Genomic DNA, 25,847 nt, shown 5'->3' with positions numbered 1-25,847 from the left:
GATACATTCTACACTCATTCTGAATTTCCTGCAATTTTACCAAAATTATGCTATAATTATTAAAGGTGATCTAAATCTTTTCCTTTTCGTTTTAACTTTCTCCTACCAGGAGAAAGGAGAGATGAATATGAAAATAAAGACAATTACCTTCTTTTTTATTCTAATATCAATTCTAATATCAATGTTTTCTTGCTCGCTTTCAGAAGATTATATTACTACTAAACCTTCTATTTATCTTCTCCAGCTAAATGGAATAATAAACCCTATTACCGCTCAATATGTAATCGGAGGAATCGAAAATGCTGAGGCGGAAAAAGTAGAATGCTTAATCCTTCAATTAGATACTCCCGGAGGATTGGATACCTCGATGAGAGATATGATTAAGAAGATGTTAAATTCCACTATCCCTATAATAGTTTATGTCTCTCCTTCTGGTGCTAGAGCAGCTTCGGCAGGGGTGTTCATCACCTTAGCCAGTAATCTTGCCGCTATGGCTCCGGGAACTAATATTGGTGCTGCCCATCCAGTAGCTTTAGGAGAAGCAGAAATTGAGGAAGAAATGAAAGCTAAATTGGAAAATGATGCAGCGGCATACATTAAAAGCATTGCTGAAAAGAGGGGAAGAAATGCCCAGTGGGCGGAAAAGGCAGTAAGAGAAAGTGCATCTATTACCGAACAGGAAGCCATCGAGATCGGAGTAATAGAATTTATCGCTAATGATGTAGATGAATTAATAGAAATCATTGATGGGGTAAGAGTGACCACCTCAAGCGAGACCAAAGTACTTAAAACCAAAAATGCGGAAATAATTCCGGTAAAAATGACTTTTAAAGATTTATTTCTCCATTCCCTGACCAATCCCAATGTAGCCTATGTCTTATTATTCTTGGGGATTTATGGTATCCTGGGTGAATTCAGTAATCCCGGTTCTTTCTTTCCGGGTATTGTGGGAGGGGTATCTCTTATCTTAGCCTTTGTAGCTTTCCAGAGCATCCCTATAAATTATGGAGGTCTCTTGCTTATCATCTTCGGTATCGTGCTCTTTTTCATAGAAATATTTACTCCTACCTTTGGACTCCTTACTGCCGGCGGAGTGACCTCTCTTATTCTGGGTTCTTTTATGTTATCTAAATCCACCGCTCCCTTTTTAAGGATTTCTTTGGGATTAATTATTTCCATGTCTCTTGCCTCCGCAGCTTTTTTTGTCTTTGCTTTAAGTAAAGGTATTAAGATTCAATGGAAAAAGCCGGTCACTGGTAGAGAAAGCCTCATTGGAAAAGTAGGAGTTGCTAAAACTATCCTTGATCCGAAAGGAACCATTTTCATCCATGGAGAAAGATGGCAGGCTTTTACTGAAGGTGAAGCAATTAAAGAAGGAGAAGAAGTTGAAGTATTAGAAATAAGGGTGCTTCAGCTTATAGTTAAAAAATATATCCGAAAGGAGTGAGTTGAAATGAATATAATTTCAAGTCTACAAATTTATCTGGGAATTTTGATCATAGTGGTTATCATATTATCTCAGGCTATAAAAATATTACGAGAATATGAAAGAGGAGTAATCTTCAGATTGGGAAGGTTAGTTGGCGCCAAGGGTCCGGGGTTGATTCTGCTGATACCTATTGTAGATAGGATGGTAAGGATCAGTCTTAGAATTATTACTATGGATGTCCCAGCACAGGAGGTAATCACCAAAGATACGGTTCCGGTAAAGGTAAATGCGGTGATCTACTTTAGAGTAGTCAATCCGGAAAATGCGGTGGTTGAGGTACAACACTTTGTTAATGCTACCTCTCAAATTGCTCAAACTACTCTACGCAGTGTCTTGGGGGAAATGGAATTAGATGAATTATTGTCTCAGAGAGAAAAAATCAATCAAACCCTGCAAAAAATTGTAGATGAACACACCGGTCCCTGGGGAATTAAAGTCACTGCAGTAGAAACCAAAGACATTGAATTACCGGAAGGCATGAAAAGGGCTATGGCGAAACAAGCTGAAGCAGAAAGAGAAAGAAGGGCAAAGATAATTCATGCTGAGGGGGAATACCAGGCCTCGGAAAAATTAGTCAAAGCCGCAGACAGAATAGCCAAACAACCCACTTCCTTGCAACTTAGATACTTACAGACCTTAACCGAAGTAGCAGTTGAAAAAAATTCTACTATCTTATTTCCTTTGCCCCTTGATTTATTAAAACCTTTTCTGGAAAATTATAATCAAAAAGAAAGTAAAAAGAAATAAATAAAGGTCATCCCTGGGGAAACAGGAATGACCTTAACTATAATAACCATTTAATTTAAGCGGTAACTTTATATACTTTATCACCATGGCGAACTCTATCTTTTACTTTAATCCCTATCCCATCGCCGATTTTAGCCGAATCTACAGCTTGATGTTCTATTTGCATAGAATTTATTTTCTGTTCAAAATCAGTAGTATGCCCGACAAAATGAACGATATCACCTAAATGTAATTCTCCGTTGTCAATTTCTAAAGCAGCTACTCCTATCTTGGCAAAGTAATCAGTTACTTTTCCAATTAGTACTTCGGCCATTTTTTTACCCTCCTTTATCTTATATTTTTTTAATAAGCTCGGGCAAAATACACTAAAGTAGAAGATTCCTTCCCACAGTAAATACATTTCCCCGAAGCTTTTTCTTGCTCAAAAGGAATGCATCTTATACTTGCTTTAGTCTCTTCTTTGATCTTATCTTCACAATCTTTATTTTCACACCAATAGGTTTTAATTAATCCTTTTTGGTTTTCGATAATCGTTTTGAATTCATTATAATCAGAGGTCTCTCTGATATTTTCCTCTAAAAATTTCTTGGCTTGAGCAAAAAGATTTTCTTGGATACTATTTAGTAATTTATTTACGGTTTCAACTAACATTTCTTCATTTACAGCCATCTTTTCCCCGGTGTCTCTTCTAGCTATCATTACCTGACCTTTAGCCATATCTTTAGGTCCGATTTCTAATCTTAAAGGAACGCCCCTCATCTCCCATTCGTTGAATTTCCAGCCGGGGGTGTAGCCATCTCGATTATCAACTTCTACCCGAAAGTTTTTCTTTAAAATAGCGCAAATGTTTTCAGCTTTTTCTAAAACCTCTTTCTTGCTTTTATCGAACATAATAGGTACTATAATTGCCTGAACCGGCGCAACTTTGGGCGGTAGTTTCAGTCCTCTTTCATCACCATGTACCATAACCAGTGCTCCTACTAATCTGGTAGTTGTGCCCCAGGAAGTCTGCCAGACGTATTTCTCTTGTTGATCCTCATCTAAAAATTTAATATTAAAAGCTTTGGCAAAATTTTGTCCTAGATTATGTGAAGTCCCGGCTTGCAGCATTTTACCATCGCTCATTAGTGCTTCTAAGGTATAGGTATGCAAAGCCCCGGCAAATTTTTCCTTTTCTGTCTTTCTCCCCACAATGACCGGTATTGCCAGGTCTTTTTCAATATAATCCTGATAAACCTGGTATAATATTTTTAAGGTCTCCTCCTCTGCTTCTTGCTTGGACTTGTGAGCAGTATGACCTTCCTGCCAGAGAAATTCAGTAGTTCTTAAAAAAAGGCGGGTCACTTTCTCCCAACGTACAATATTTACCCATTGATTTATAAGAATAGGCAGGTCTCGCCATGATCTTACCCATTTAGAATAAAGACTACAGATAATAGCCTCAGAGGTAGGACGGACAGCTAACCTCTCATCCAATTTTTGATTTCCTCCGTGAGTAACCCAGGCCAACTCAGGAGCAAAACCCTCTACATGTTCTGCCTCTTTCTTTAACAAGCTCTCGGGTATAAATAGAGGGAAATAAGCATTCTTATGCCCGGTTTCTTTGATTCTTCTGTCCAAACCAGCCTGCATATTTTCCCAAAGACCATATCCATATGGTCTGATTACCATACAGCCTTTTATGGTAGTATAATCGGCCAGTTCGGCTTTTCTTACTACATCCACGTACCATTGTGAAAAATTCTTCTCTTTTGAGGCAATTTCTTTAACAAATTCCATATCTTTCTCCACCGATGTTCCTCCCTTACTTAGTGCAATCTTATTACGATCTTATAATATATTTATTAAAGATTTTATCATAATTTAGCATAGTTGTCTAAAATTTCTACTCTAATATTGTGGTAAAATATAGTAATCAGTAAATAGTGATAAGTAAGATGGGTATAACAGTCAAAAGATTTTGGGATCAATGTGAATCAAGTAGTCAAGGAATGGATAATGTTGTTATTTTTTTATTAAAAAGGGCAGACACAAGGTCTGCCCTACTAATTTTAGCCTTTTAGATAACACGGTGTATGATTAATTTCTACTTTTCTATTTAACTGCTTTCAATTCACCTTCGGTCTTGGCTACTACTACTGAACAGGCGGCATCTCCGGTAACATTACAGGAAGTTCGTGCCATGTCTAATATTCGGTCAATTCCCGCAATTAAAGCTACTCCTTCCAGAGGTAAACCTACTGAGGTAAGAACCATGGTCAGCATTACCAAACCTGCTCCTGGTACACCAGCAGTTCCAATTGAAGCCAACAGAGCGGTTAATAATACAGTTAATTGTCCGCCTAATCCGAGTTGTATGCCATAAGCTTGGGCTACAAATAATGCACATACACCCTGATAAAGAGCAGTGCCATCCATGTTAACTGTTGCGCCCAAAGGCATGACAAAACTGGAAATAGTGGGCGAAACCCCTAAATTTTCCTGAACATTACGCATAGAAACAGGAAGAGTGGCTGAACTACTGCAGGTAGTAAAAGCTAATAATGCTGCTTCACTGAATCCCTTGAAAAATTTTCCAGGGCTCATTTTCCCAATGATAGAAACCATCCCGGAATATACTACAACTTCATGAATAATTACTCCCAGATAAACAGCAAAGATTAATTTTGCAAAAGGGATTAAAACAGATAAGCCATGAGTACCTACGGTAGTTGCGATGAGAGCAAATACACCATAAGGAGCAAATCCCATTACAGTTCCAGTTAATTTATACATAGTCTCGGCAAATCCTTCAAAAAATTTCAAAACTGCTATTCCTTTTTCACCTGCTTTAGTCATTGCATAGCCAAAAAAGAGAGCAAAGACTATAACCTGCAAAACTACACCATTAGCCATTGCTCCGATTGGATTGGTGGGAATCAAGTTTACTACAGTATCAACCAAGGAAGGAGTTTTGGCTGCTTCCTGAGCAGCTGCCCCTAATACTAAATTCATGCCAGCTCCCGGCCGAATTATATTCCCCACCAATAAGCCTATAACTATAGCAAAACCAGTAGTTATCAAATAATAAATTATAGTCTTACCGGCTACTCTTCCTAATTTTTTGGGGTCAGCTATACTAGCTACTCCTACTACCAAACTAGAGAAGATCAAGGGAATGATCAGCATTTTTAATAAAGAAAGAAAAATAGTACCCACAGGTTTTATCCAAACTACGCCCGGTCCCCAGATTGCACCTAAAATTGCTCCTAAAACAAAACCGATTAAAATTTTTTGAAAAAGTTTCATTTCTTGTTTAAACCTCCATTTAAAATCATAAAATAACTAAATAAATTTCACCAATTTTGTATCTTATTTTCTTCTAAGTCGTCACCTCGCTTTCTGAACTGCTATTTCGGCTAACACTTGGGTGGGATCTATTAGCGGTAATGAAGTATCTCCCTCTTTTAAGATTAGAGGGATCTCGGTACAGCCAGCAATTATTGCTTCTGCTCCTTTATCAACTAATTTATGGGTAATTTTTAATATATCTTCCCTAATCTCATTAGATAAGTCTCCGGCCTTAACTGCGTAGATTGCTTTCATAATTTCTTCTTTGTCCTTCTCCTGGGGAGAGATAATCTCGATATTATATTTATTAAAGTGTTGTTGGTATATTTTTGACTTATAGATACCCATAGAAGCTAAAAGCCCTATCTTTTTTATTTGAGGAATTCTTTTTTTTGTTTCTTGAGCAGTCTCTTTTATCATATTTAGCACTGGTATGTTAACGCTTTCTTGAATTGAAGAAAGGAAATAATGGGCAGTATTGCAGGGTATAATTATAAAGTCGGCTCCAGCTTTTTCTAAATTTCTTGCAGTCTCCTGTAAAGCCGGTAGAGGATCTTTCCCGTTCCTTAGGATAGCAGCAGTCCGATCCGGTATTTTAGGATTATTATCAATGATTATTCTAAGATGATCCTGATCTTTTTCTGCAGGAGTAAATTTAATTATCTTATAAAATAAGTCGATGGTGGCTTCAGGCCCCATCCCACCTAAAATTCCGATAATCTTTTCTGGCATTTCTACTCCTTTGTTTCCTTTTTACCAGATTTTTTTATCTACACTTATTTAAAAACTAAACTACTTTATTATACTACAAGAATACATAAAATCCTTCTTTTTAATAAAATTTGTCACTATTATTTCTTGGTCATACTCTAATAATTTTTTTAACATCTTCAAAATAGGTGACTTAATAAAGATAAACAATATTTGTATATAATATTTCTAATAATTATGAAGACCTCTAAATAATAATATCTGATTGTTCTAAAATTACCTTTCTATATAACTATTATAAATAGGTCTTTTTCTCATATTAACTAAGTTCATTGTTTATAATATTGCTCGGTAATCTTGACTAAATATTTAGTATACGATATAATTAATTCATTAAAAAACTGCCTTGGTATTGGAGGATGCAAATAAAATGGGCGAAGAATATACTACCAGTGAAAAAGTTTTAATTACTTTAAGGCAAATAATAAGAGCGATAGACATTCAATCAAAATATTTATATAAATTCTATGGTTTAAGCGGGCCTCAGCTTATTATTTTAAGAGAACTCTCTAACGTACCAGAAATTTCTATCGGTCATCTGGCTAAAGAAATAAGTTTAAGTCAGGCAACCGTTACCGATATCCTAGACCGCTTAGAAGATAAAGAATTTATTAGTAAAAAAAGGTGTAATCATGATAAAAGAAGAGTAATCATAAAAATCACCGAAAAAGGGAAAACGGCTATAGCCGTTGGGATAAAGCCTTCTCTTTTAAACGAAGATTTTACTCAAAAATTTAACAGACTTAATGATTGGGAACAAACCCTTATTCTTTCTTCGATTCAAAGAATTGCCTCAATGATGGAAACTGAAAAATTAGCCAAAAAAGAGTTTCAAAAAAAATTGGAAAAATTCAAAGCAGATAAAATATAAAAGGGAAAGGAAAGGAGACAAAATGGAAATTTCTTTTATGGAATTCTTGGGCTATTACCAAGGGATAATTTTAAAAGAATTATTAAGACACCTGGAAATAGTAATTATTAGCATACCGGCAGCCCTTATTATAAGTATCCCATTAGGTTTCTTTATTTCCTCCCGACCTCAGTTAGCTAAGTTTATCATTTATATTACCAGTATTTTAATGACTATACCCAGTCTGGCTTTATTTGGTTTTATGGTTATTTTATTAGCTCCGTTTAATTTAGGATTAGGAATGGTCCCAGCCATCATTGCTATTGCCTTATATTCGCTTCTTCCCATTACCCGAAATACCTATATCGCTCTTAATCAAGTTCCTCAGGGAATGATAGAAGCAGCCAAGGGCATGGGGATGTCCGGTAAACAAATTTTGTGGAAAATAAAAATTCCTTTATCGATACCAGTAATTATGGCGGGTATTCGTAATGCTATCGTATTGGGTGTGAGTGTTGCTACCTTTGCTTCTCTGGTTGCTGCCGGTGGATTAGGTTATTTTATTTTCGCGGGAATTAGCCGTTCTAATCTAAGAATGGTGCTAGCGGGAGCTATACTGGTTTCCATATTAGGAATTAGTGTAAATTATTTTTTGCTGGTAGTAGAAAATTGGATTACCCCGAAAGGTTTAAAGATTAAAAGATAAAAGAAAAGGAGAATCCTGCTATGATTGAATTAATTAATGTAACCAAAAGATTTGAAAAAAAAATAGCAGTTAATAATCTTAGTTTAACTATTGAGAAAGGGAAACTAACTATGTTGATTGGTCCTTCCGGCTGTGGAAAGACTACAACGATGAGAATGATTAATCGGTTAACACCATATGATAAAGGAGATATTAAATTAAACGGGGTTTCGATCAATGAAATAGATCCGGTAAAATTAAGAAGAAGCATAGGGTATGTAATCCAGGAAATAGGTCTTTTCCCACACTTCACTGTTTACGATAATATTGCTACTGTACCACGTTTACTAAAATGGAATGAAAAGAAAATTAGGAAAAGAGTAGAGGAGTTATTAGATACAGTTACCCTGGATTTTAATTTTGCCTATAAATATCCCCTGCAACTTTCCGGAGGAGAAAGACAAAGAGTAGGTCTGGCCAGGTGTTTAGGCGCTGATCCTGAAGTCTTGCTGATGGATGAACCATTCGGAGCAATCGATCCAATAAACCGCTTAAAATTACAAGATTCATTTCTGGAAATCCAGGAGGAAATCAAAAAGACCATTGTTTTTGTAACTCATGATATCAATGAAGCTATCAAATTGGGAGATAAAATTGCTATTATTAAGGATGGCAGCTTGATCCAATACGACAATCCAACCGAGATACTGATTAATCCCGCCAATAAATTCGTGGAAAAATTACTGGGGCAAGAACGAGGCATCAAGGCTCTATCCCTCAAAAAAACAAAGGACTTTATCATTAAAGACAATTTTGTTTCTGTCTCTACTAAAGAGACGGAAAAAGAAATCATTAAAAAAATTCAGGAAAATAAAGCAAAAATAGCTTTTGTTCTGGATAAAGACAATAAGCTTTTAGACCGTTACTGGCTAGAGAAATCTAAGAAAAACGGGCAAGTTGAAATTAACTTTGAGGACAATCCAGTTTTCGCAGAAAGAAATAATACTTTAAGCGAAACTCTTTCTACTATGTTAAAAAGCGGTGAAAAATTATTACCCGTGGTTAACCGAAAAAAGATATTTATGGGAATCATTAATTTAGACGATATATTCAAAGAAGTTAACCAAAAAGGCATAATAAATGGAGACCAACATGATATTCCTTAATTTTTTTCTCGAAAATTATAATAAAATTCTTAAATTATCTCTCCAACATTTCTACCTTTTTATTATATCAATTATTATAGCAATAATTATAGGGGTAACCTTGAGTATAATTGCTACAGCAGAAGGAAGGGAAAAGATTGGAAAATTAATTGTTTCTATTACGGGAGCTGCCCAGGCAGTTCCTTCTATTGCCGTTATTGCTTTAGTTTTTATTTATGTGGGTATTGGCGCTGTTCCAGCCATTATTTCTTTGATCGTCTATAGTCTGGTACCTATTGTTTTTAATGCTACTTCGGGGATTCTCAGTATTCCCAAAAATATAATAGAAGCAGGCAAGGGGATGGGATTTACCCCTAATCAGATTTTATGGAAAATAAAAATTCCCATTGCCGTACCGGTTATTATAGGGGGTATTCGCAGCGCAGCTACTATCATTATAGGGACAGCTGTCGTTGCCTCGGTCATAGGAGGAGGTGGACTTGGAGACCTAATTTTTATCGGGTTAAAACTTAATAAACCCGAAGCCCTTTTTGCGGGGGCGTTTTGTTCGGCTTTAATGGCTATTATTGTAGATATTATTTTAGCCAAACTTGAAAAAACAATCACCCCAAAAGGGTTAAAAGCAAGAAAATAAAAAAAAGAAAAGGAGAAAAAATGAAAAAATTTATAATTTTAATAGTGGTAATTTTTTTACTATCTAGTACTATTGCTGCTTTTGCTCAGGAGAAAAAAGAAATTACAGTTGGTGCTAAAAACTTTACCGAACAATATATCTTAGGAAACATCATGTCAATTTTATTAGAAAATAATGGTTTCACAGTATCAGAGAAATTTGGAACCGGTAGCGCAATCACCCGAGAAGGATTGGTAACTGGACAGACCGATCTATATGCAGAATATACCGGAACTGCTTCTTTGGTCTACTTAAAACACGAAGAGGTAATTACCGACCCAGTCAAACTATTTAATAAAGTAAAAACAGAAGATTTAGAAAAGAATGGTATTGTCTGGTTAGATCGCTCCAATATAAATAATACCTATGCTATTGCTCTGACTAAAGAACAAGTAGCAAAAATTGGTAGTACCTTATCTGAACTTGCTAAATATGTTAATCAAAATCATGACCTTATCTGGGGAATTGATCATGAATTTGCTGAAAGGGCAGATGGTTTACCAGGTTTGGCTGAACATTATGGCATGAATATTGACAAAAAAAACATTAAAACAATGGATGTAGGCTTAACCTATGAAGCATTAAATCGAGGACAAACTGACATTACTATGGTTTTCGCTACTGATGGTAAAATTAAAAAATATGGTCTTCAAGTTTTAAAAGATGACCAACAATTTTTTCCGGTATACAACATCTGTGTTAATGTAAGAGAAGAAGTCCTGAATAAATATCCAGAAATCAGTGAAATTTTAAAACCAATTTCTGAACTGGATGATGAAACTATGACAGAATTAAATTATCAAGTCGACGCTATAGGGTTGCCGGCAAAATTAGTCGCAAAAAATTTCTTAAGAGAAAAAGGGTACATAGAATAATCAGATTTCTGATTTTCTAAAATAAAACTTAAAGTTAATACACTTCCCGGAAAATCCGGGAAGTGTATTATTAAAAAACAATTTTTTTAATAAAAAATACTAAAAATCTTAATAATATTATAAAGAAGAGTTTTTATGGGTAGTATTGTTGCTGCTTTTGGCAACCCAAAATTATCTGAAAAATTCAAGAGATGCAAAGAAATTGAATAGAATTTTATCATAATTAAAAATTATGATAAAATTAATTTGATTTATTACTAATCTCAATGAGGTTATAAGAAATGAAAATTGGAATAATTTCCGATACGCATGATAACTTATCTCAAATAAAAAAAGCTGTAGAAATTTTCAACCAAGAAAAAGTTGAGCTGGTCTTACATGCAGGTGACTTTGTTTCTCCCTTTACTTCCTTAGAGTTTAAAAATCTAAACTGTCCTCTAAAAGGAGTATTCGGAAACAATGACGGAGATAAATTATTCCTCCGAGAAAAATTTAAAGAGATCGGTGAAATTTTTCCTGAACCTTACCAAATCAATATTAATCAAAGCAACATAATAATGTTGCATAAAGAAAAATTAATAGACGCCCTGGCGGAGAGTCAAAAATTCGATGTCATAGTCTACGGTCATACCCACCGAACTGATTTACGCAAAATCAAAAAGACTCTTATCATAAATCCCGGGGAAGGCGGGGGTTGGCTCAGTGGTAAAAGTAGTATCGCTTTACTGGATTTAGAAAATTTAGAGGCAAAAATTATAAATCTAATCAATAACTATCCTCTATAAAAATAATTATCTGTTTACCTGGTTTGTCGATGTATTGCTCTTTCTCTATTTCCTCCCATATAATGGTCCAAAATTATGACAAGCCCTAAAGTCTGCTCCTTCTAAATCAGAGGTACCAAAAGAAGCCCAAGCTTTTGGCCTGAATATCTGTTCTTCCGGAACATTGTGCATAGCTACCGGTATTCTGAGCATAGAGGCAAGAGTAATCAGGTCTTTTCCGATATGTCCAAAACTGATCGCTCCATGATTAGCTCCCCAATTATTCATCACCGAATAGACATCTTTAAAAATCCCTTTACCAGTTAAAATAGGGGCAAACCAAGTAGTAGGCCAGGTAGGATCAGTGCGTTCATCTAAGATGTGGTGGATCTCGGGAGAGAGATCTATGGTATGACCCTCGGCAATCTGGATTACCGGGCCTAAACCTTTAATAAGGTTTATTCTTACCATGGTAACCGGCATTACACCTTGAGTATAGAAGGTAGAAGAATACCCTCCTCCCCTGAAATATTCTAAATTAGCCGGACTCCACTTAGTGTTTTCTAAGCACCTTTTTACTTCTTCTTCATTGATCTCCCAGAAAGGTTTCATAGTTGATCTTCCATTTTTCTTCTGCTTTCCGGTTGCATCCAGGGTAGTAGAACCGGAATTGATCAGATGAAGGATGCCCTCTTTAGCCAGACCGGTCAGCTCTTTTCCGGTTACTCTCTTTACGGCCTCAGGGCTCCAGTAAGTCCTGATATCAGAAAAGATCTGTGCTCTATCACTTAAGAGGTGATTAAATAACATAGAGATTCCGTTCAGACTATCATTTTCGGTGGCAAAGATAAAAGCCTCTCTTATTCCATTCCAATCAAAGGAAGTGTTTAAGATGGTTTCCGTGAAATCTCCGTTGGGAAAATGATCAGTCCATTGTCTCTGTCCTTGAAAACCAGAGGCAAGGGCATTATGTCCTTCTGCTTCTTCAGCAAATCCCATTTCAATTAACTTGGGATTCCCGATCATTAAATCTCTGGCTATTAAGGTCATCTTGATAACCATCTCCCACTCTTTATCTTTTTGAGAGCGGGAGCGTTTTAAATCTTCTCTATTACGGTCTTTCCCTTCTTTGCAGTTCTCTTTGACCCAACGAAGAGCACGTTTAAATTCTTCTTTATCATATATCTCTTCTTCAATTCTCCTTATTATCTCGATCATATCAACATATTCGTTTCTCATTCCCAGATAATTTTGAAAGAAATCAGGTAAAACCTGAGAACCGGCAATCCCCATCGAGACATTACCGATAGAAAGATAAGATTTTCCTCTCATGGTGGCTGCGGCCAGTCCGGCTTTGGTAAATTGTAATAGTTTTTGTTCTACATCCTCGGGAATACTATTATCATTTTGATCCTGAACATCTTTACCGTAGATACCAAAAGCCGGCAGTCCGATCTGGTCATGGCCGGCAAGGGCAGCAGAGAGATAGACCGCTCCTGGTCTTTCGGTTCCATTAAATCCCCAGATAGCCTTGGGAATAAGAGGATCTATATCTATGGTTTCCATACCATAAGCCCAACAGGGCGTTACACTTAGGGATACTCCCACGCCTTCTTGGGCAAATTTATCAGCACATCTTGCGGCCTCTGCTACTCCACCAATAGTGGTATCAGCAATGACACAATCTACCGGTAAGCCATTAGAATGCAGGAGTTTTTTGGAAATTAAATCTGCGGTAGACTTCGCCATGCTCATGGTTTGTTCTTCAAGTGATTCTCTAATCCCCTTTCGACGCCCATCGATGATGGGGCGGATACCGACCTTGGGGATTCTTCCCGGTAGTCTTTTTTGGATGTTTAGCATGATTTTACTCCTCCAATAATTATTGTTAATGAATCTAACTTCTCAAAATAAATTAAAATATTTCTGGTTAGGTTTTAAAGATAATTTTTAATTATTTCTTTTACTTCATTGTTCAATATATCTTTTTCCTTCTGGTTAAGACCTAACAAAGGTTTTCTTGTATATGTTGGTTTAAACCCCCGATAAACCAGAGCTTGTTTAAAATAAGCTAAATTTGCACCGTCTTTCAATACTGTAATTATATGTCTTATAGCGATCTGTTTTTGACGTGCTTTGTCATAATTTTTTTCTTTTATGGCTTGGTAAAATTCTATGAATACTTCAGGAAAAACATTAGCATTTCCCGAAACACTCCCCTTCGCTCCATACAATATTGCCGGCATTAAAATGGGGTCTGCTCCAATAATTACATCAAAATCATCCGGAGTTTCATCAACTAATTGACTTAATCTCAATATATCTTTCATGCTATTTTTAATTCCCACTATATTTTTTACTTCAGCTAATTTAGATACAGTTTCCGGCAATAAATCATTGGTGGTACAACCAGGTAGATTATATAAATAAACTGAAAAATTATCACTTACACTTTTTGCTATCTCCAGATAATAACTTTCCATTTCTCGTTGACTTACATTAAAATAAAAAGGAGTAACTGCTCCAATACCAGCTGCGCCAATACTTTCAGCATGCTGGGCTAAATCACAAGCCTCTTTAGTAGATATAGAACCAATTTGGATAAAGATATTTCCTCTATCGCCAACATATTCTACTACCAACTCAGCGACTATCTTTCTTTCTTCTGTATTCATTAAAAATACTTCACCGGTAGTCCCTAAAACATAAAAATCTTTAACCCCAGCCTTAATTAAGAAGTCAAAATGTCCCTTGATTCCCTCCGGGTCAATTTTACCCTCTTCATCAAATGGAGTAATTGTGGGAACCACAAGATTCTTCATCCTTTTCATCGTATTATACCTTCTTTTTTATGATAGATTTATTCTGACAGAATAATTCATTGCATATTATCAAAACGATTAACCCTTGAATGTATTATTATTAAAATAAAAAACTTCCAGTTAAATATAAAAATATTTTTTAATTTTATATGTCTTGCCTATTTTTAATTATTCTTTTGGCTTCCTCTAGGTCTTCCAGGGTATCAATGCTCAGGGCATTGTAATCATATTTAGTTTCAGCAACATATAACTTATATCCGTATTCTAAAACCTTTAGCTGTTCCAAAGATTCTATCATGGACAAGGGGGTATCGTCTAATTTTACAAATTCTTGTAGAAAAGATTTTCTATAACCGTAAATACCTATATGTTCATATACCTTAAAATTTTCTTTTTTTCTGGGAAACGGTATTAAAGAACGACTAAAATACAAAGCATTTCTATCAATATCGCAAACCACTTTTACTACATTTTCATCTTTTAATTTATTCTTATCATGAAGTTCGTAGCATAGGGTAGCCATCAGAATATCAGCATCTTTAATGAGTATTTCAATAAGTTCGTCTATCATTTCAAAACGTATAAAGGGTTCATCGCCCTGAATATTAATTACCAAATCAACATCCAAATTTTTCACCGCCTCAGCAATCCGAGAAGTTCCGTTGGGATGATCAACCGAAGTCATCACTACTTTCCCTTTAAATCTTTCCACTTCTTTTGCAATTCTCTTATCGTCTGTCGCTACAATAACTTCGTCTAACAATTTAGATTGTTTGGCACTCTCATATACCCGTTGAATCATTGATTTTCCGCAAATATCTTTCAGAGGTTTACCGGGTAATCTGGTAGAACTATATCGGGAAGGAATAACTCCCACAACCTTCATTTTTAATCATTTCTCCTCTCTGCTTAACAAATATTTATAATCTGTATTGCTGGGCTCTTTTTAAAAGCTTTTTTCTATCTATTGCTTTAACATTTTCCACTATCCACTCTCTCATCCTCTTCCCTTCTTCCGATTCTTGAGGATAACTTAGAAAATCTAAAGAAATTCCCAATTTATCAGCAGCTCTGCCAGCGATAATAGGCCATATCTTTCCAATATCTCCTACAATAGGAATACTATTTTCGTGGCGTGCAAAGGCGGACATCTCCATCCGGAAGGGAATACCGGTAATTTTAGTCTTGGGCAATCCTTGATCAATGGCCTCTTGAATTTTTTTATTCTCATTTTGCATTAATTTAGCCTGCATTAATTGTTTATCCAAATCAATTCTAATGATAGTTTTCTCTTTAAGGCTATAGGTTTTAAAGCCAATCCAATGAGACCAAATGCCATGCCCGGTATAACATTCAAATGGACCGTCGTGTATTTCTTGGGTTAGGGCGATTGCTGATTCTATAATAATATCTGATTCTTCCAACATCCTGGCAATGCGCATAGATCTTTCTGAAATTGAGATGCTATCACCTACAGAAAGCCCTACAGCTCCTCCTCCAACAAGTTGGGGGACGCTGACTATTACTGGAAATCCTTTCTCCGCTCCTTTTCCAATCATTGTTTTCTTATCTGCTCCCCAGCCTGCTACTTCTTCAAAAGGAAGATTATAGGTCTGGGCAATATTAAGAATTTCTCGAGACAGTATTTCTGTCCTTAAACCCATAGGATAACCCATATTTCCCGCAGCTTTTATAATAACATCACCATCTATACTTTTTGATTTTTCCAGCAACCCTTCATCTAAAATCAATTCTTTTTTTAATTTTTCTAAATCGCTTTCTTTCATCTTGGTAAATTCAAAGATGCCTCCCCGAGGGAAAAAATTACTATCTGATTTAAATCCTAATCTGCTCCCTTCTATTCTTTTTACTTTATCTAAACTTCCGGCCATCTCATGGGCAATGACCGCTGAACTTGTACTAACACTATTGATAATATACTTATCCATTAATTCAGAGATTAAAACTGTGACTCCCTCGTGAATATTTGGTCCACTTCCGGTAACCACCATTATTTTACCGTTTTTCTTCTTTACTTCTACTATCTTATCTATTGCTTGGTTTAAATTTTCTCTACTTACCTGGTCTAATTCTTGATAATATTGATTGATTAGATCAAGGTTGACCTTCATTTTATATGCCTCTATTCTTTATTTTTTGATAATTAATGCAAAAATATATAAAATTCAGAAATTATTTCCTCTCTCTAAAACGAAGTTTTATTCTAAGGAACATACCCCGCTAATTTGGGCAGCCAAAGAACAATCCCCGGAATATAAGTACAAGCCAACAATACGCCTGTTAAAACAGCAAGAAAGGGCCACATTTCCCTGATTATTCCTCCCAGAGGAACTCCGGATATAGCGCTAACAATGAATAAATTTTCTCCATAGGGGGGAGTAGAAAGTCCGATCATGAAATTTAATGTCGAGATAACTCCCAGATGGACTAAATCAATTTCGAAAAAGATGGCGATTGGTATTAATATAGGCATCACGATCAATTCTCCTACAATGGGATCCATAAAACAACCCAATAATAATAAGAACAAATTTACAAATAATAAATACATATATTTATTGGTAATAATTCCTGAATTCATAACCATATTAGTTAAGGTTACCGGCAATTGCTCCCGAGAAACAATATAACTAAAAATAAGCGCAGCAGCAACCATTGCTGAAACATAACCAGTGCTTAAGGCAGATTCCTTAAAAACAACTATTAATTTTTTAAAACCTAAAATACGGTAGCCGACTACCGATAAGATTAAAGCATAAAAGACTGTAGCAGCAGCAGCTTCCGTAGGTGTGAACACTCCACCGTAGATACCCCATAATAAAATCACCGGAGTTAAAAGCGGAAAAAAAGCCTTAAAAAAAGATATAATTAAACTTCTCATATTAAAGGATTCGCCGGCAGGATAATTCCGTTTGTGGGAAATGTAGGCAATATATACCATCATAGCGGCTCCCAAAAAAAGACCGGGTATAATTCCCCCAATAAATAAGTGACCTAAAGAAGCTCCCGAAATCATCGAATAAATTACCATGGGAATACTGGGAGGAATAATAGGACCAATAGTTGCACTTGCAGAAGTTACCGCACAGCTAAATTCAGGGTTAAATCCGGCATCATTCATGGACTTTATTTCTATCATGCCCAAGCCAGAAGCATCGGCAATTGCGGAACCGGTCATTCCCGAAAAAATAATCGAAGCCAATACATTGACATGACCTAACCCGCCTTTAAGTGATCCTACCATCTTATTAGCAAAACTAAAAAGGCGCTCGGTAATCATACCCTCATTCATTATTTTGGCGGCTAAAATAAATAAGGGTACGGCAAGCAAAACAAATTGCTTTTCAAAGCCTATAACCATACTGTCTACAATTACTGCGGGGCTTATTTTAGCTAAAATGACATAAATCATCGAAGGCACAGAAATCGAAAAGATAATGGGATATCCGAAAATAAACATAATGGCAAATAAAACAACCCATATTGTTATCAATATTTTACTTCATCTCCTGTTGTGTCATCATCTTTATTAGTAAATAATGATTTAATATCGCAAATGATATGCTCAATATTATGAATGATAGTTAGGGTTAAGAATATGGAAAATACCATAAAAACATAAGTCCAGGGGATTTTCAGGGCAACCGTCTTTATCCTATAATTAAATAAAAGATATTCCCAAACGGGTTTAAAAATAATGATAAAAACAACTGTAGTAATAGTATTGAAAATTATATTAATCATCTTTTGTACTTTTGGAGGTAATGCATCATATAAAATATTAAATTTCACATGATGCCCTTCTCTAATTCCCCAAGCAGCTCCCAGATACAAAGTCCAGATATAGGCATAAATAGATAATTCAAAAGGCCACTCCAAAGAAATATTAAGAAAATATCGATAGAAAACTTGAATGACGATTGCTGAGGCACAAGTTATCAGGGCTGCCGTGGAAAGAACCTCTTCAAAAAAAATAATGATAAACTTATAAATTCTTTTTAATAATTCCATTAAATCAACCACGCCTTCGATTATAAACCAATCTATAGCTTTTGATAGGGGGGCAAGAGGTTAAGCCTCTTGCCCCCCCTATAACACCATATGGGATATTTTTTGCTAATAATTATTCTGCTTCATATACTTCTGCGCTTACATTTTGTATCTTTTCATATACCCCTTTACCCCAAATTTCATCATTTTTAACATACATTTTCTTGACGTTTTCCATAAAGGCGGCTTTATCCGGAATAATTATTTCCATACCAAATTCGTTTTGGAATTTAGCTAGTAAACTTGCTTCCTGCTCTAATACCAATTGGTTACAATAATTTCTTCCAATTAATAACGCTTTTTTCATATACACTTTATAATCTTCCGGCATACTCTCCCAAACCTTTTCATTAATTGTGGGATTAATAATAGTCATTTGATGATCAGTTAAAACTATATAATGAGTGACTTCATAAAATTTACTGGAAAAATCGGTAGGCAAGGGATTGTCCTGGCCGTCTATGGTTCCTGTCTTTAAAGCCATATAGACTTCATTGAATCCCAAGGGAGTAGGTTGAGCACCTAAACCACGACCGACATCCATCCAGGCTTCTGAACCAGGCATTCTCAGTTTAACTCCTTTAAGATCCTCGGGAGTCCTAACTATTCCAGCTTTTTTAGTTAAATTTAACTCCCGGGTTCCCAAGAACCAGGTATCTAAAACCACCAAGCCAGATTTCTTTCTTAATTCATCCCAATAGGCTTTCCCAATAGGACCATTTACCACAGAATAAAGGTGATCTAAGCTTTTGAACACATAGGCAGCTTCCAATACTCCGATTTCCGGATAGGGGACTAAATCACTATACCAAGAAGGTGAACCATCACACATATCGATATCGCCGCGCATAGTTCCGAGAACTTGAGTTTTTTGATCCGCTAATTGTCCGGAGTGATATATGGTTACTTTTATATTCCCACCGGTTAACTGTTCTACTATTTCAGCAAATTTCATAAAACCTTGAGTCTGTGGTTCTAAAGGGGTAGCAGCGGTAGAAAATTTCAAATTATAGGTTGGTTGTTCAGCGAGAACCACCGTAGAAGTCAAAACAACAAATAAGCAAACTGTCAAAGCAATTTTTAAAAATTGATCTCTTTTCACAATAAAATCCTCCTTTTATTTTTAAATACTAAACTTTCGATACAATATTTTCTTTTTTCTATCACCTCCACTTATTTATCAAAAAAAATACTTCTTGCTGGTCATATTTTTTATTATTTATGTCTTTAAAATTTAAACCAGTTTTACATTTTACAAAATATTCGCAGGAAAAAAGCGCAGTGGCTAACGATATATTAATCTACCATGGGTATTTATTCTTTTGGTTGAATTTCTGATTATCAGTTCGGTACTTAAAGTTACTACTGTTGGTTTATGATCTAACCCTTTTTCTTCGTCTTCTATCTTTTTTATTAGCAATTCAGCTGCTGTAGAACCAAGTTGATACACAGGTTGTCTTATTACGGTTATGGAAGGTTCCGTGATTAAGGCGAAATCCGAATCATCAAAACAAACAATGCCTATATCATTGGGTATGGTAAGCCCCATCTCTTTGATAGCAATTAATGCACCCATAGACATATCTATATTAGTGGTAAAAATCGCCTCCGGCCTGTTAGATTTTTCCAATAATTCTTGAGTTAATTTCCTGCCACTCTCCTTCTTAAAATTACCAATTTTAATCAGGCTATCATCTTTGACTATACCTGCTTCTTCTATCGCCTGCAAATACCCTTTTAGTCTTTCGGCACCGGTAGTCCGGTCTAAATAGCCATCCACTATTCCAATTTTTCTATAACCTTGATCTATCAGATGTTTTACTGCTTTATAGGCGCCATTAGCATTATCAACTAAAACCGCATCACAATCTACTCCCTCTATTAGCCTATCTAAGAGCACCACCTTAGTTCTTGAATTGATCAGACGCTGAACATATTCTGAATTCTTACCGGTAGGAGTGAGTATTATTCCATCTACCCGGTTGGACATTAAAACTTTTAAATAGTTGAGTTCTTTCTCGGGATTTTCATCTCCATTGCATAAAATGGTATTATAACCAAATTTATTAGCTATATCCTCCACAGATTTAGCAATGACTGAATAAAATTGAGAAAGAACATTCCCCACAATGATCCCGATAGAATTGGTCTTTTTCTGCCTTAGGTTCCTGGCTACGGCATTTATTTCATAATTTAATTCCGATACGGCTTTAAGCACTTTTTTTCTGGTTTTATCCCTGATCCCGGGAAAATCGCTTAAAACTCTGGAAACGGTTGCGGTAGAAACCCCTGCCTTTTTGGCCACATCCTTTATATTTATTTTCATATTTTTCCCTTAATGAGAATTCGCTAAATTGAAAAAGAGTATAATGTAAACGTTTACACTTGTTAACGATTACATTTTATACTAATTTTATTATCCCGTCAAGAAAATTTTGTAATTTTGTAATTTTTAAATAGATAGGAATGGGGGATAAACTTATCGGAAAAAGTTTTATCGCTTTATCGAATCAAAAAAATTAAAAAGGCAAAGATTTAAATCTTGCAGGAAGCGTATAGAAATAATGATCTGGTTACATGGTTAACTGGTTAAGATAGAGAAAAAAGTAGTGTTGTAGGGGTCTGATTCATCAAACCCATCTGAAAAATTACCAAATAATTCGGGGCGGATAAATCCGCCCCTACAATAACCAAAAAATATAGACTAAACGCTGTACACCCCACGCTAGATTTTTTTATTAACAACTAATTTTATTCTCTCTCGCTTGCATCTTCTAACAGCTTCAGAGACTGTTCCAATTTCTGAAGCTCTTCTCCGTATTTGCTCCAGTTCCCTTCGCGAGCGAAGTTTTGAGCACTTTCGTAATATCCTGCTGCTTCCTTAATCAAATCTTTGAGAGTTTTTTCTTCGCCGGTTATTACGATCTCTTTTTCTCTAAAAGTTTGGGAAAAAAGCCTCTCTAAAGCATCTTCCAGATTATTCCCCATCATTACATCAGAACCATTGGAAACGATTACTCTTTTTAACTCGGGTATCTCTCCTTTTTCTGCACGCAGATACAGAGGTTCAATATAAATAATCGATTTTTCTATAGGAATTACCAGTAAATTTCCCCGGATAACCGTAGAGCCCCTCTGTCCCCATAGAGTTAATTGCTGAGAAATCGCTGAGTCCTGGTCAATTCTCGCTTCTATCTGCATCGGACCGTAAATCAGTTTTTCCTTGGGAAATTTGTAAACTACCAAGTTCCCATATTCCGGCTGGTCATTTTTAGCGGCCAGCCAGGCAATCATATTACTCTTGGTAGAAGGAGTAAAGGGAGTCATCAAAATAAATTCTTCTCTATCGTGATCCGGAAGCTTGGTCACAATATAATAGGGTTCCATCCTGATTTCACTGTCCGAATAAATCTCATTGGGAATATTCCAATAATCCTCTTTATTGTAAAATACATCGGGGTCGATCATATGGTAAGTAGAATAAAGTTCCGCTTGAACTTGAAAGAGGTCTTTGGAATAACGAATGTGTTCCTTTAAATCCGCAGGCATCTGGTCAAAGTTTTTAAACAGTTGAGGAAATATATTTTGATATACCTTTACTAATGGGTCTTTCTGATCTACTATATAAAAATCCATAGTACCATTATAGGCATCAATAATTACTTTAACCGAATTTCTAATATAATTAAAATACCCCCCAAGAGGAGTCGAGTAAGGATAGTTATTAGATACAGTAAAGGCATCCTGTATCCAGAACAATCTCCCTTCTTTGGAAACTATTATATACGGGTCATTATCATAATTGAGGAAAGGAGCTACCTTGTTGACTCTCTTTTGAATATTACGATAGATCATAATTCGGCTATCCCGAGTAAAATTGGTGGTAAGTAAAATTTGAGGATTAGAATATTTTATAGAAAATAAAATTCTTCCCCATAAAGAGGATACCGGCAACCCACCACCTCCCACATAAGTACTATAGACATTTTCGTCTCCTTTTGGATAATCGAACTCTTTAGCTTTAGTCTTAACTATGACATACCCTTCGGTTATTTCACCATAATATATTTCTGGTCGGGTTATAGTCAGATCTACACTGGAAACCGGGGGAATATCTTTTATCAACAGCTGGGGGAGGCCTTCTCCGCTAATCTGATTAACCGGGTTTACCACAACGCCATATCCATGAGTATAAACCAATTTCTCATTAACCCAGGTTCTGGCCTGTTCGGGTATTTTTGTCGAGTTTAATTCTCGGGGAGAGATCATCACCTGTTGATAATTCCCATTAAAATAATAACGGTCCGTATCCACACTATTAAAATCATAATAAAGCCTAATAGCCTGAATCTGGTTTAAGGTCTGCTTTATGGGTCTCCAATCCCAGAGTCGGATATTTCCAACCGTCTCTCCATTTTTTTCAATATCTTCAAAGCTTATTTCTTCTTTTACCGGAAATTCCTCCTCTTCAATCTTATCTAAACCATAGGCTAGCCGGGTAGCTTCAATATTATTTAATATATAAGGTCTCTCCTTGGTACTTTCATTGGGTAAGACTATTGCTTTCTGAATAATCTCAGGATAAATTCCCGCCAGTAAGATAGAGACACCAATCAATACCGCCAATCCCAAAACTGGTAATTTCCAATCTTGCTTCCTGGCAGTTAAAAAAAATAGTACTGCGCAAATCAAAGCTAATACCATTAAAACCCTCAAGGCTAAAAGATCGGCGTGGATTGCTGTATAACCCGCTCCAAAAATTACCCCTCGAGTAGAGTATAGAATCTTAAAGGCATTCAGCCAATACTGCCAGGACTTTAAAATTAATATTAAGCCAATTAACAAAGACAGGTGCACCTTAACTGGAGTTTCAATGATAAGTTTTTTATATTCATATTTTACTGCTTTTTTAACAATATAAATGGCAGCCACTACAACAGTAATAAGTGTAAGGGCAAAGGATAACCAGTTCCTGATGAATTCCCAGAAAGGAAGACTGAACATATAAAATCCAATATCCTTATTAAAAATAGGGTCAGTTATTCCAAAGGAAGTCCGGTTTAAATATATTAAGATCTTCTCCCAGCTAGAGGCTTCGGATAATCCCATAAATAGCGCTACAATCAGGGAAAACCATAAAACAAATTTTTTATTCACCTGAATATTTTGCAGACTTTTATATAATTGAATTTCCGGCTTTTCAAACTCATCCTGGCTTATTTCTACCTGAAACTCAGGAGCAAAACGTCGGGCAAAAGAAAGATTGATAAAAGACAACACAAAAAATGCTGCAGCAAAAAACAGCATGACTACTCCTTTGGTTAACAGTATCTTCCAAAAAACCGCAACATATTGTACCGACTTAAACCATATTAAATCAATATAAATTGAGGCAATCGCCCCCACAATTATGACCACTAAAAAGATTATGCCAATAATTATCCATTTTAAATTTCTTGTTTTATCTGCCATTTTTTCCCTCCAATTATTATTTTTTATACCTGTATTATATCATTCTACACCAGTATTGCAATAAATGAAAAAAGTTGCCAAAAGGTGCCAGGCACCTTTTGGCAACTTTTTAAAATATATCCTTATAGCTTTTAAGTTTAAAAAGTGATTCTGTATTCTTTACCGCCTTTACTATTGCCCGAGCCATCACTTCGGCCGCAATAGCCCCTACCACATTCGTCCCAGCCTCTACCTCACCAGTAGCCATACAAAAGATAGTATCTCCATCAAACATGGTATGAGCTGGATTTATAGTTCGGGCATAACCATCTTGAGCCATCATAGCCACTTTGGTTGCGCCGGCTTTGCTTAATCGCGCATTAGTAGCAATGGCTCCTATAGTGGTGTTTTTAGAAAAATTATCTTTGGTCTTTTGAGGAAAATTTCTTAAAAAAGACATAGAATTAGCAAGACCTTTTTTATCCTCAGTTAATACCCCGGCAATAATTTCTCCGTTTTCCGGATCAATGACATCTCCCAGACAATTTACCGCTACAATTGCTCCAATAATCAATTCCTGAGATTTAAAACTGGCTGTACCTAAACCGCTCTTCATACAACGAAGCCCGCCAAATATTTTCCCTACCGTTGCCCCGGTGCCAGCTCCAACATTACCCTGTATTACCACTTCTTCGCTGGCCTTAATACAGGCATCATAACCCATATTAGCATCAGGCCTAACCCTAAAATCACCTACATCCAGGTCAAAGAGAACCGCACCGGGAACTATAGGAACTTTAGTTAGTACCACATCAAAACCTATTCTTTTTTCTTCTAAATATTTCATTACTCCCGATGCTCCATCCAATCCAAAGGCGCTGCCTCCTCCTAAATAAATAGCGTGGGCTTTATCTATTAGATTTACTGGATTTAGAAGGTCTGTCTCTCTCGTTCCCGGAGCTCCTCCCCGTACATCTACTCCTGTTGTTGCTCCCTTTTCGCAAATAATCACCGTACAACCAGTCCCGGCCTTTAAATCCTGGCTATGTCCTACTTTTATCCCTGGTACATCTATAATGGCATCCTTTAATTCTTTCAACTTTTCTTCACCATTCATTGATCTCTCTCCTTATTATGGAATATTTTCCTTGCAGATTTTTGTATTTTATTATAAGTTATTATATCGGAGATTTTTCCTGCGGGGTGGTAATTTTCAATTTATATTGATAATTTTAAATAATTCTAATGGCAAATTCGGGACATACCGGATTGCAATAGCCGCACAAAATACATAATTTGTGATCGACCACTGCTTTCCCATTTTCTAAGTGTAAGGCATTATTGGGGCAAGTATTGACACAATTGCCACAACCTTTGCAAAAACGGGAAATAAATAATTTTTTATTCGGTTTAATTTTTTGATAAAATAATTCTTGAGAAATTTCTTCATCATTAAATATTTTTATATTAAGTTCCAATTCATCCTGGCTAATCATCCCTATAGCAATTGAGCTTACGCCTGTAACATTTCTGACATAATTAATTGATGCTTCTAATTCGCCAATCAATCTTCCTCCGGCTAAGGCTTTCATAGCATATAAGCCTTTCCCTGCCTTATGTGCTCTTGAGATGGCTTTAATCATATCGTCCACGCTGCCATTAATAATACCCATACCGAGTTTATTAATAATCGGAAATATAATATCGATTTCTTTGATTTCTGTTGCCCGCTTAACAATATCTATCACATGGGTAGAAATCCCTATTGCCCGGACGATTCCTTTCGATCTATAATCTTTTAAACATTGGAATGCTCCTTCCCTCTCTTCAAAAACTGAAGGAGTAGCTTTTGCCGCATGCAAAAGGAAAATATCTATATAATCTCTATCAAGAGATTCAAGTGCATATTGAACGCTTTTTTCCATTTCGGTATAGGTTTTAGCAAAAGATTTGGTCGTAATAATGACTTCCCCTTTATAACCTTCCAAAGCTTTTTTAATATAATGATAAGTTTGATATACCTCGGCAGTATCGATAAAATTTATTCCTTTTTCCAAAGCTGTGCGTATAAGTTTTGCTCCTTTTTCAATAGGTATATTTGCCTGCATAGGTCCTATGGGCAATGCACCAAAACATAATTCAGTTACTTTGAT

The 25,847-nt window shown here is 35.9% G+C and carries 23 protein-coding genes; 8 read left to right on the top strand and 15 right to left on the bottom strand.

Going from position 1 to position 25,847, the window contains the following annotated elements; translation table 11 throughout:
• The first annotated feature begins 121 nt into the window (after window positions 1-121).
• Window positions 122-1,447 (top strand): nodulation protein NfeD, encoded by a 1,326-nt coding sequence (locus tag ENO17_03835; GenBank protein ID HER24167.1) that lies wholly within the window; start codon window positions 122-124, stop codon window positions 1,445-1,447.
• Between the two features lie 6 nt (window positions 1,448-1,453).
• A complete protein-coding gene (locus tag ENO17_03830) occupies window positions 1,454-2,236 on the top strand; it encodes a slipin family protein (protein ID HER24166.1) in 783 nt (260 codons plus the stop codon).
• A 55-nt stretch (window positions 2,237-2,291) separates the two neighbouring features.
• On the opposite strand, the gene ENO17_03825 is transcribed toward ENO17_03830, so the two are convergent.
• The 4 genes from ENO17_03825 to ENO17_03810 all read right to left on the bottom strand — a co-directional run bounded on the left by ENO17_03825 (window position 2,292) and on the right by ENO17_03810 (window position 6,298).
• On the bottom strand, window positions 2,292-2,549 hold the full coding sequence (locus ENO17_03825; GenBank protein HER24165.1) for a translation elongation factor-like protein: 258 nt from the start codon (window positions 2,547-2,549) through the stop codon (window positions 2,292-2,294).
• A gap of 29 nt (window positions 2,550-2,578) precedes the next feature.
• Window positions 2,579-4,015 (bottom strand): proline--tRNA ligase, encoded by a 1,437-nt coding sequence (locus ENO17_03820; GenBank protein ID HER24164.1) that lies wholly within the window; start codon window positions 4,013-4,015, stop codon window positions 2,579-2,581.
• Window positions 4,016-4,330: 315 nt separating this feature from the next.
• Window positions 4,331-5,524: a dicarboxylate/amino acid:cation symporter gene (locus ENO17_03815; GenBank protein ID HER24163.1), complete on the bottom strand. Its 1,194-nt coding sequence runs from the start codon at window positions 5,522-5,524 to the stop codon at window positions 4,331-4,333.
• 81 nt (window positions 5,525-5,605) lie between these two features.
• Window positions 5,606-6,298: an amino acid racemase gene (locus ENO17_03810; GenBank protein ID HER24162.1), complete on the bottom strand. Its 693-nt coding sequence runs from the start codon at window positions 6,296-6,298 to the stop codon at window positions 5,606-5,608.
• A 409-nt stretch (window positions 6,299-6,707) separates the two neighbouring features.
• Here ENO17_03810 and ENO17_03805 point away from each other — a divergent pair, with 409 nt between their 5' ends.
• The 6 genes from ENO17_03805 (at window position 6,708) to ENO17_03780 (ending at window position 11,371) form a co-directional block, all read left to right on the top strand.
• Window positions 6,708-7,208: a MarR family transcriptional regulator gene (locus tag ENO17_03805; protein HER24161.1), complete on the top strand. Its 501-nt coding sequence runs from the start codon at window positions 6,708-6,710 to the stop codon at window positions 7,206-7,208.
• 28 nt (window positions 7,209-7,236) lie between these two features.
• Window positions 7,237-7,893, top strand: a complete 657-nt coding sequence (locus ENO17_03800) for an ABC transporter permease (protein ID HER24160.1) — start codon at window positions 7,237-7,239, stop codon at window positions 7,891-7,893.
• Window positions 7,894-7,913: 20 nt separating this feature from the next.
• Window positions 7,914-9,038, top strand: a complete 1,125-nt coding sequence (locus ENO17_03795) for an ATP-binding cassette domain-containing protein (GenBank protein ID HER24159.1) — start codon at window positions 7,914-7,916, stop codon at window positions 9,036-9,038.
• Window positions 9,025-9,672, top strand: coding sequence for an ABC transporter permease (locus tag ENO17_03790; GenBank protein ID HER24158.1), 648 nt, complete (start codon window positions 9,025-9,027; stop codon window positions 9,670-9,672). The genes ENO17_03795 and ENO17_03790 overlap by 14 nt, the downstream gene beginning before the upstream one ends.
• Before the next feature lie 20 nt (window positions 9,673-9,692).
• Window positions 9,693-10,586: a glycine/betaine ABC transporter substrate-binding protein gene (locus tag ENO17_03785; GenBank protein ID HER24157.1), complete on the top strand. Its 894-nt coding sequence runs from the start codon at window positions 9,693-9,695 to the stop codon at window positions 10,584-10,586.
• A 281-nt stretch (window positions 10,587-10,867) separates the two neighbouring features.
• Window positions 10,868-11,371: a metallophosphoesterase gene (locus ENO17_03780; GenBank protein ID HER24156.1), complete on the top strand. Its 504-nt coding sequence runs from the start codon at window positions 10,868-10,870 to the stop codon at window positions 11,369-11,371.
• 45 nt (window positions 11,372-11,416) lie between these two features.
• Here the strand turns inward: ENO17_03780 and ENO17_03775 are convergent, their stop codons facing one another.
• The 11 genes from ENO17_03775 to ENO17_03725 all read right to left on the bottom strand — a co-directional run.
• Window positions 11,417-13,213, bottom strand: coding sequence for an L-fucose isomerase (locus tag ENO17_03775; GenBank protein HER24155.1), 1,797 nt, complete (start codon window positions 13,211-13,213; stop codon window positions 11,417-11,419).
• 74 nt (window positions 13,214-13,287) lie between these two features.
• Window positions 13,288-14,181 (bottom strand): dihydrodipicolinate synthase family protein, encoded by an 894-nt coding sequence (locus ENO17_03770; GenBank protein HER24154.1) that lies wholly within the window; start codon window positions 14,179-14,181, stop codon window positions 13,288-13,290.
• A gap of 136 nt (window positions 14,182-14,317) precedes the next feature.
• The gene (gene kdsB, locus ENO17_03765) at window positions 14,318-15,058 is read right to left on the bottom strand and encodes a 3-deoxy-manno-octulosonate cytidylyltransferase (protein ID HER24153.1); all 741 of its coding nucleotides are present in this window, start codon (window positions 15,056-15,058) and stop codon (window positions 14,318-14,320) included.
• A gap of 34 nt (window positions 15,059-15,092) precedes the next feature.
• Window positions 15,093-16,304, bottom strand: a complete 1,212-nt coding sequence (locus ENO17_03760) for a hypothetical protein (GenBank protein ID HER24152.1) — start codon at window positions 16,302-16,304, stop codon at window positions 15,093-15,095.
• 92 nt (window positions 16,305-16,396) lie between these two features.
• Window positions 16,397-17,689: a TRAP transporter large permease gene (locus ENO17_03755; GenBank protein ID HER24151.1), complete on the bottom strand. Its 1,293-nt coding sequence runs from the start codon at window positions 17,687-17,689 to the stop codon at window positions 16,397-16,399.
• Window positions 17,683-18,204 carry a TRAP transporter small permease gene (locus ENO17_03750; GenBank protein HER24150.1) on the bottom strand — a complete coding sequence of 174 codons (522 nt, stop codon included), beginning with the start codon at window positions 18,202-18,204 and terminating at the stop codon, window positions 17,683-17,685. The genes ENO17_03755 and ENO17_03750 overlap by 7 nt, the downstream gene beginning before the upstream one ends.
• A gap of 112 nt (window positions 18,205-18,316) precedes the next feature.
• Window positions 18,317-19,345, bottom strand: coding sequence for a DctP family TRAP transporter solute-binding subunit (locus ENO17_03745; protein ID HER24149.1), 1,029 nt, complete (start codon window positions 19,343-19,345; stop codon window positions 18,317-18,319).
• A gap of 183 nt (window positions 19,346-19,528) precedes the next feature.
• Complete coding sequence (locus ENO17_03740; protein HER24148.1) at window positions 19,529-20,569, bottom strand: LacI family transcriptional regulator; 1,041 nt, start codon at window positions 20,567-20,569, stop codon at window positions 19,529-19,531.
• 425 nt (window positions 20,570-20,994) lie between these two features.
• Window positions 20,995-23,715, bottom strand: coding sequence for a UPF0182 family protein (locus ENO17_03735; protein HER24147.1), 2,721 nt, complete (start codon window positions 23,713-23,715; stop codon window positions 20,995-20,997).
• 109 nt (window positions 23,716-23,824) lie between these two features.
• Window positions 23,825-24,811, bottom strand: coding sequence for a peptidase S58 family protein (locus ENO17_03730; protein ID HER24146.1), 987 nt, complete (start codon window positions 24,809-24,811; stop codon window positions 23,825-23,827).
• A gap of 115 nt (window positions 24,812-24,926) precedes the next feature.
• Window positions 24,927-25,847 (bottom strand): 4Fe-4S dicluster domain-containing protein (locus ENO17_03725; protein HER24145.1); only part of this gene is annotated, 921 nt, incomplete at its 5' end.

This window comes from Candidatus Atribacteria bacterium, assembly GCA_011056645.1.
Classification (GTDB): Bacteria; Atribacterota; Phoenicimicrobiia; order Phoenicimicrobiales; family Phoenicimicrobiaceae; genus Sediminicultor; species Sediminicultor quartus.
This window is presented reverse-complemented; position numbering and strand designations above follow the sequence as displayed.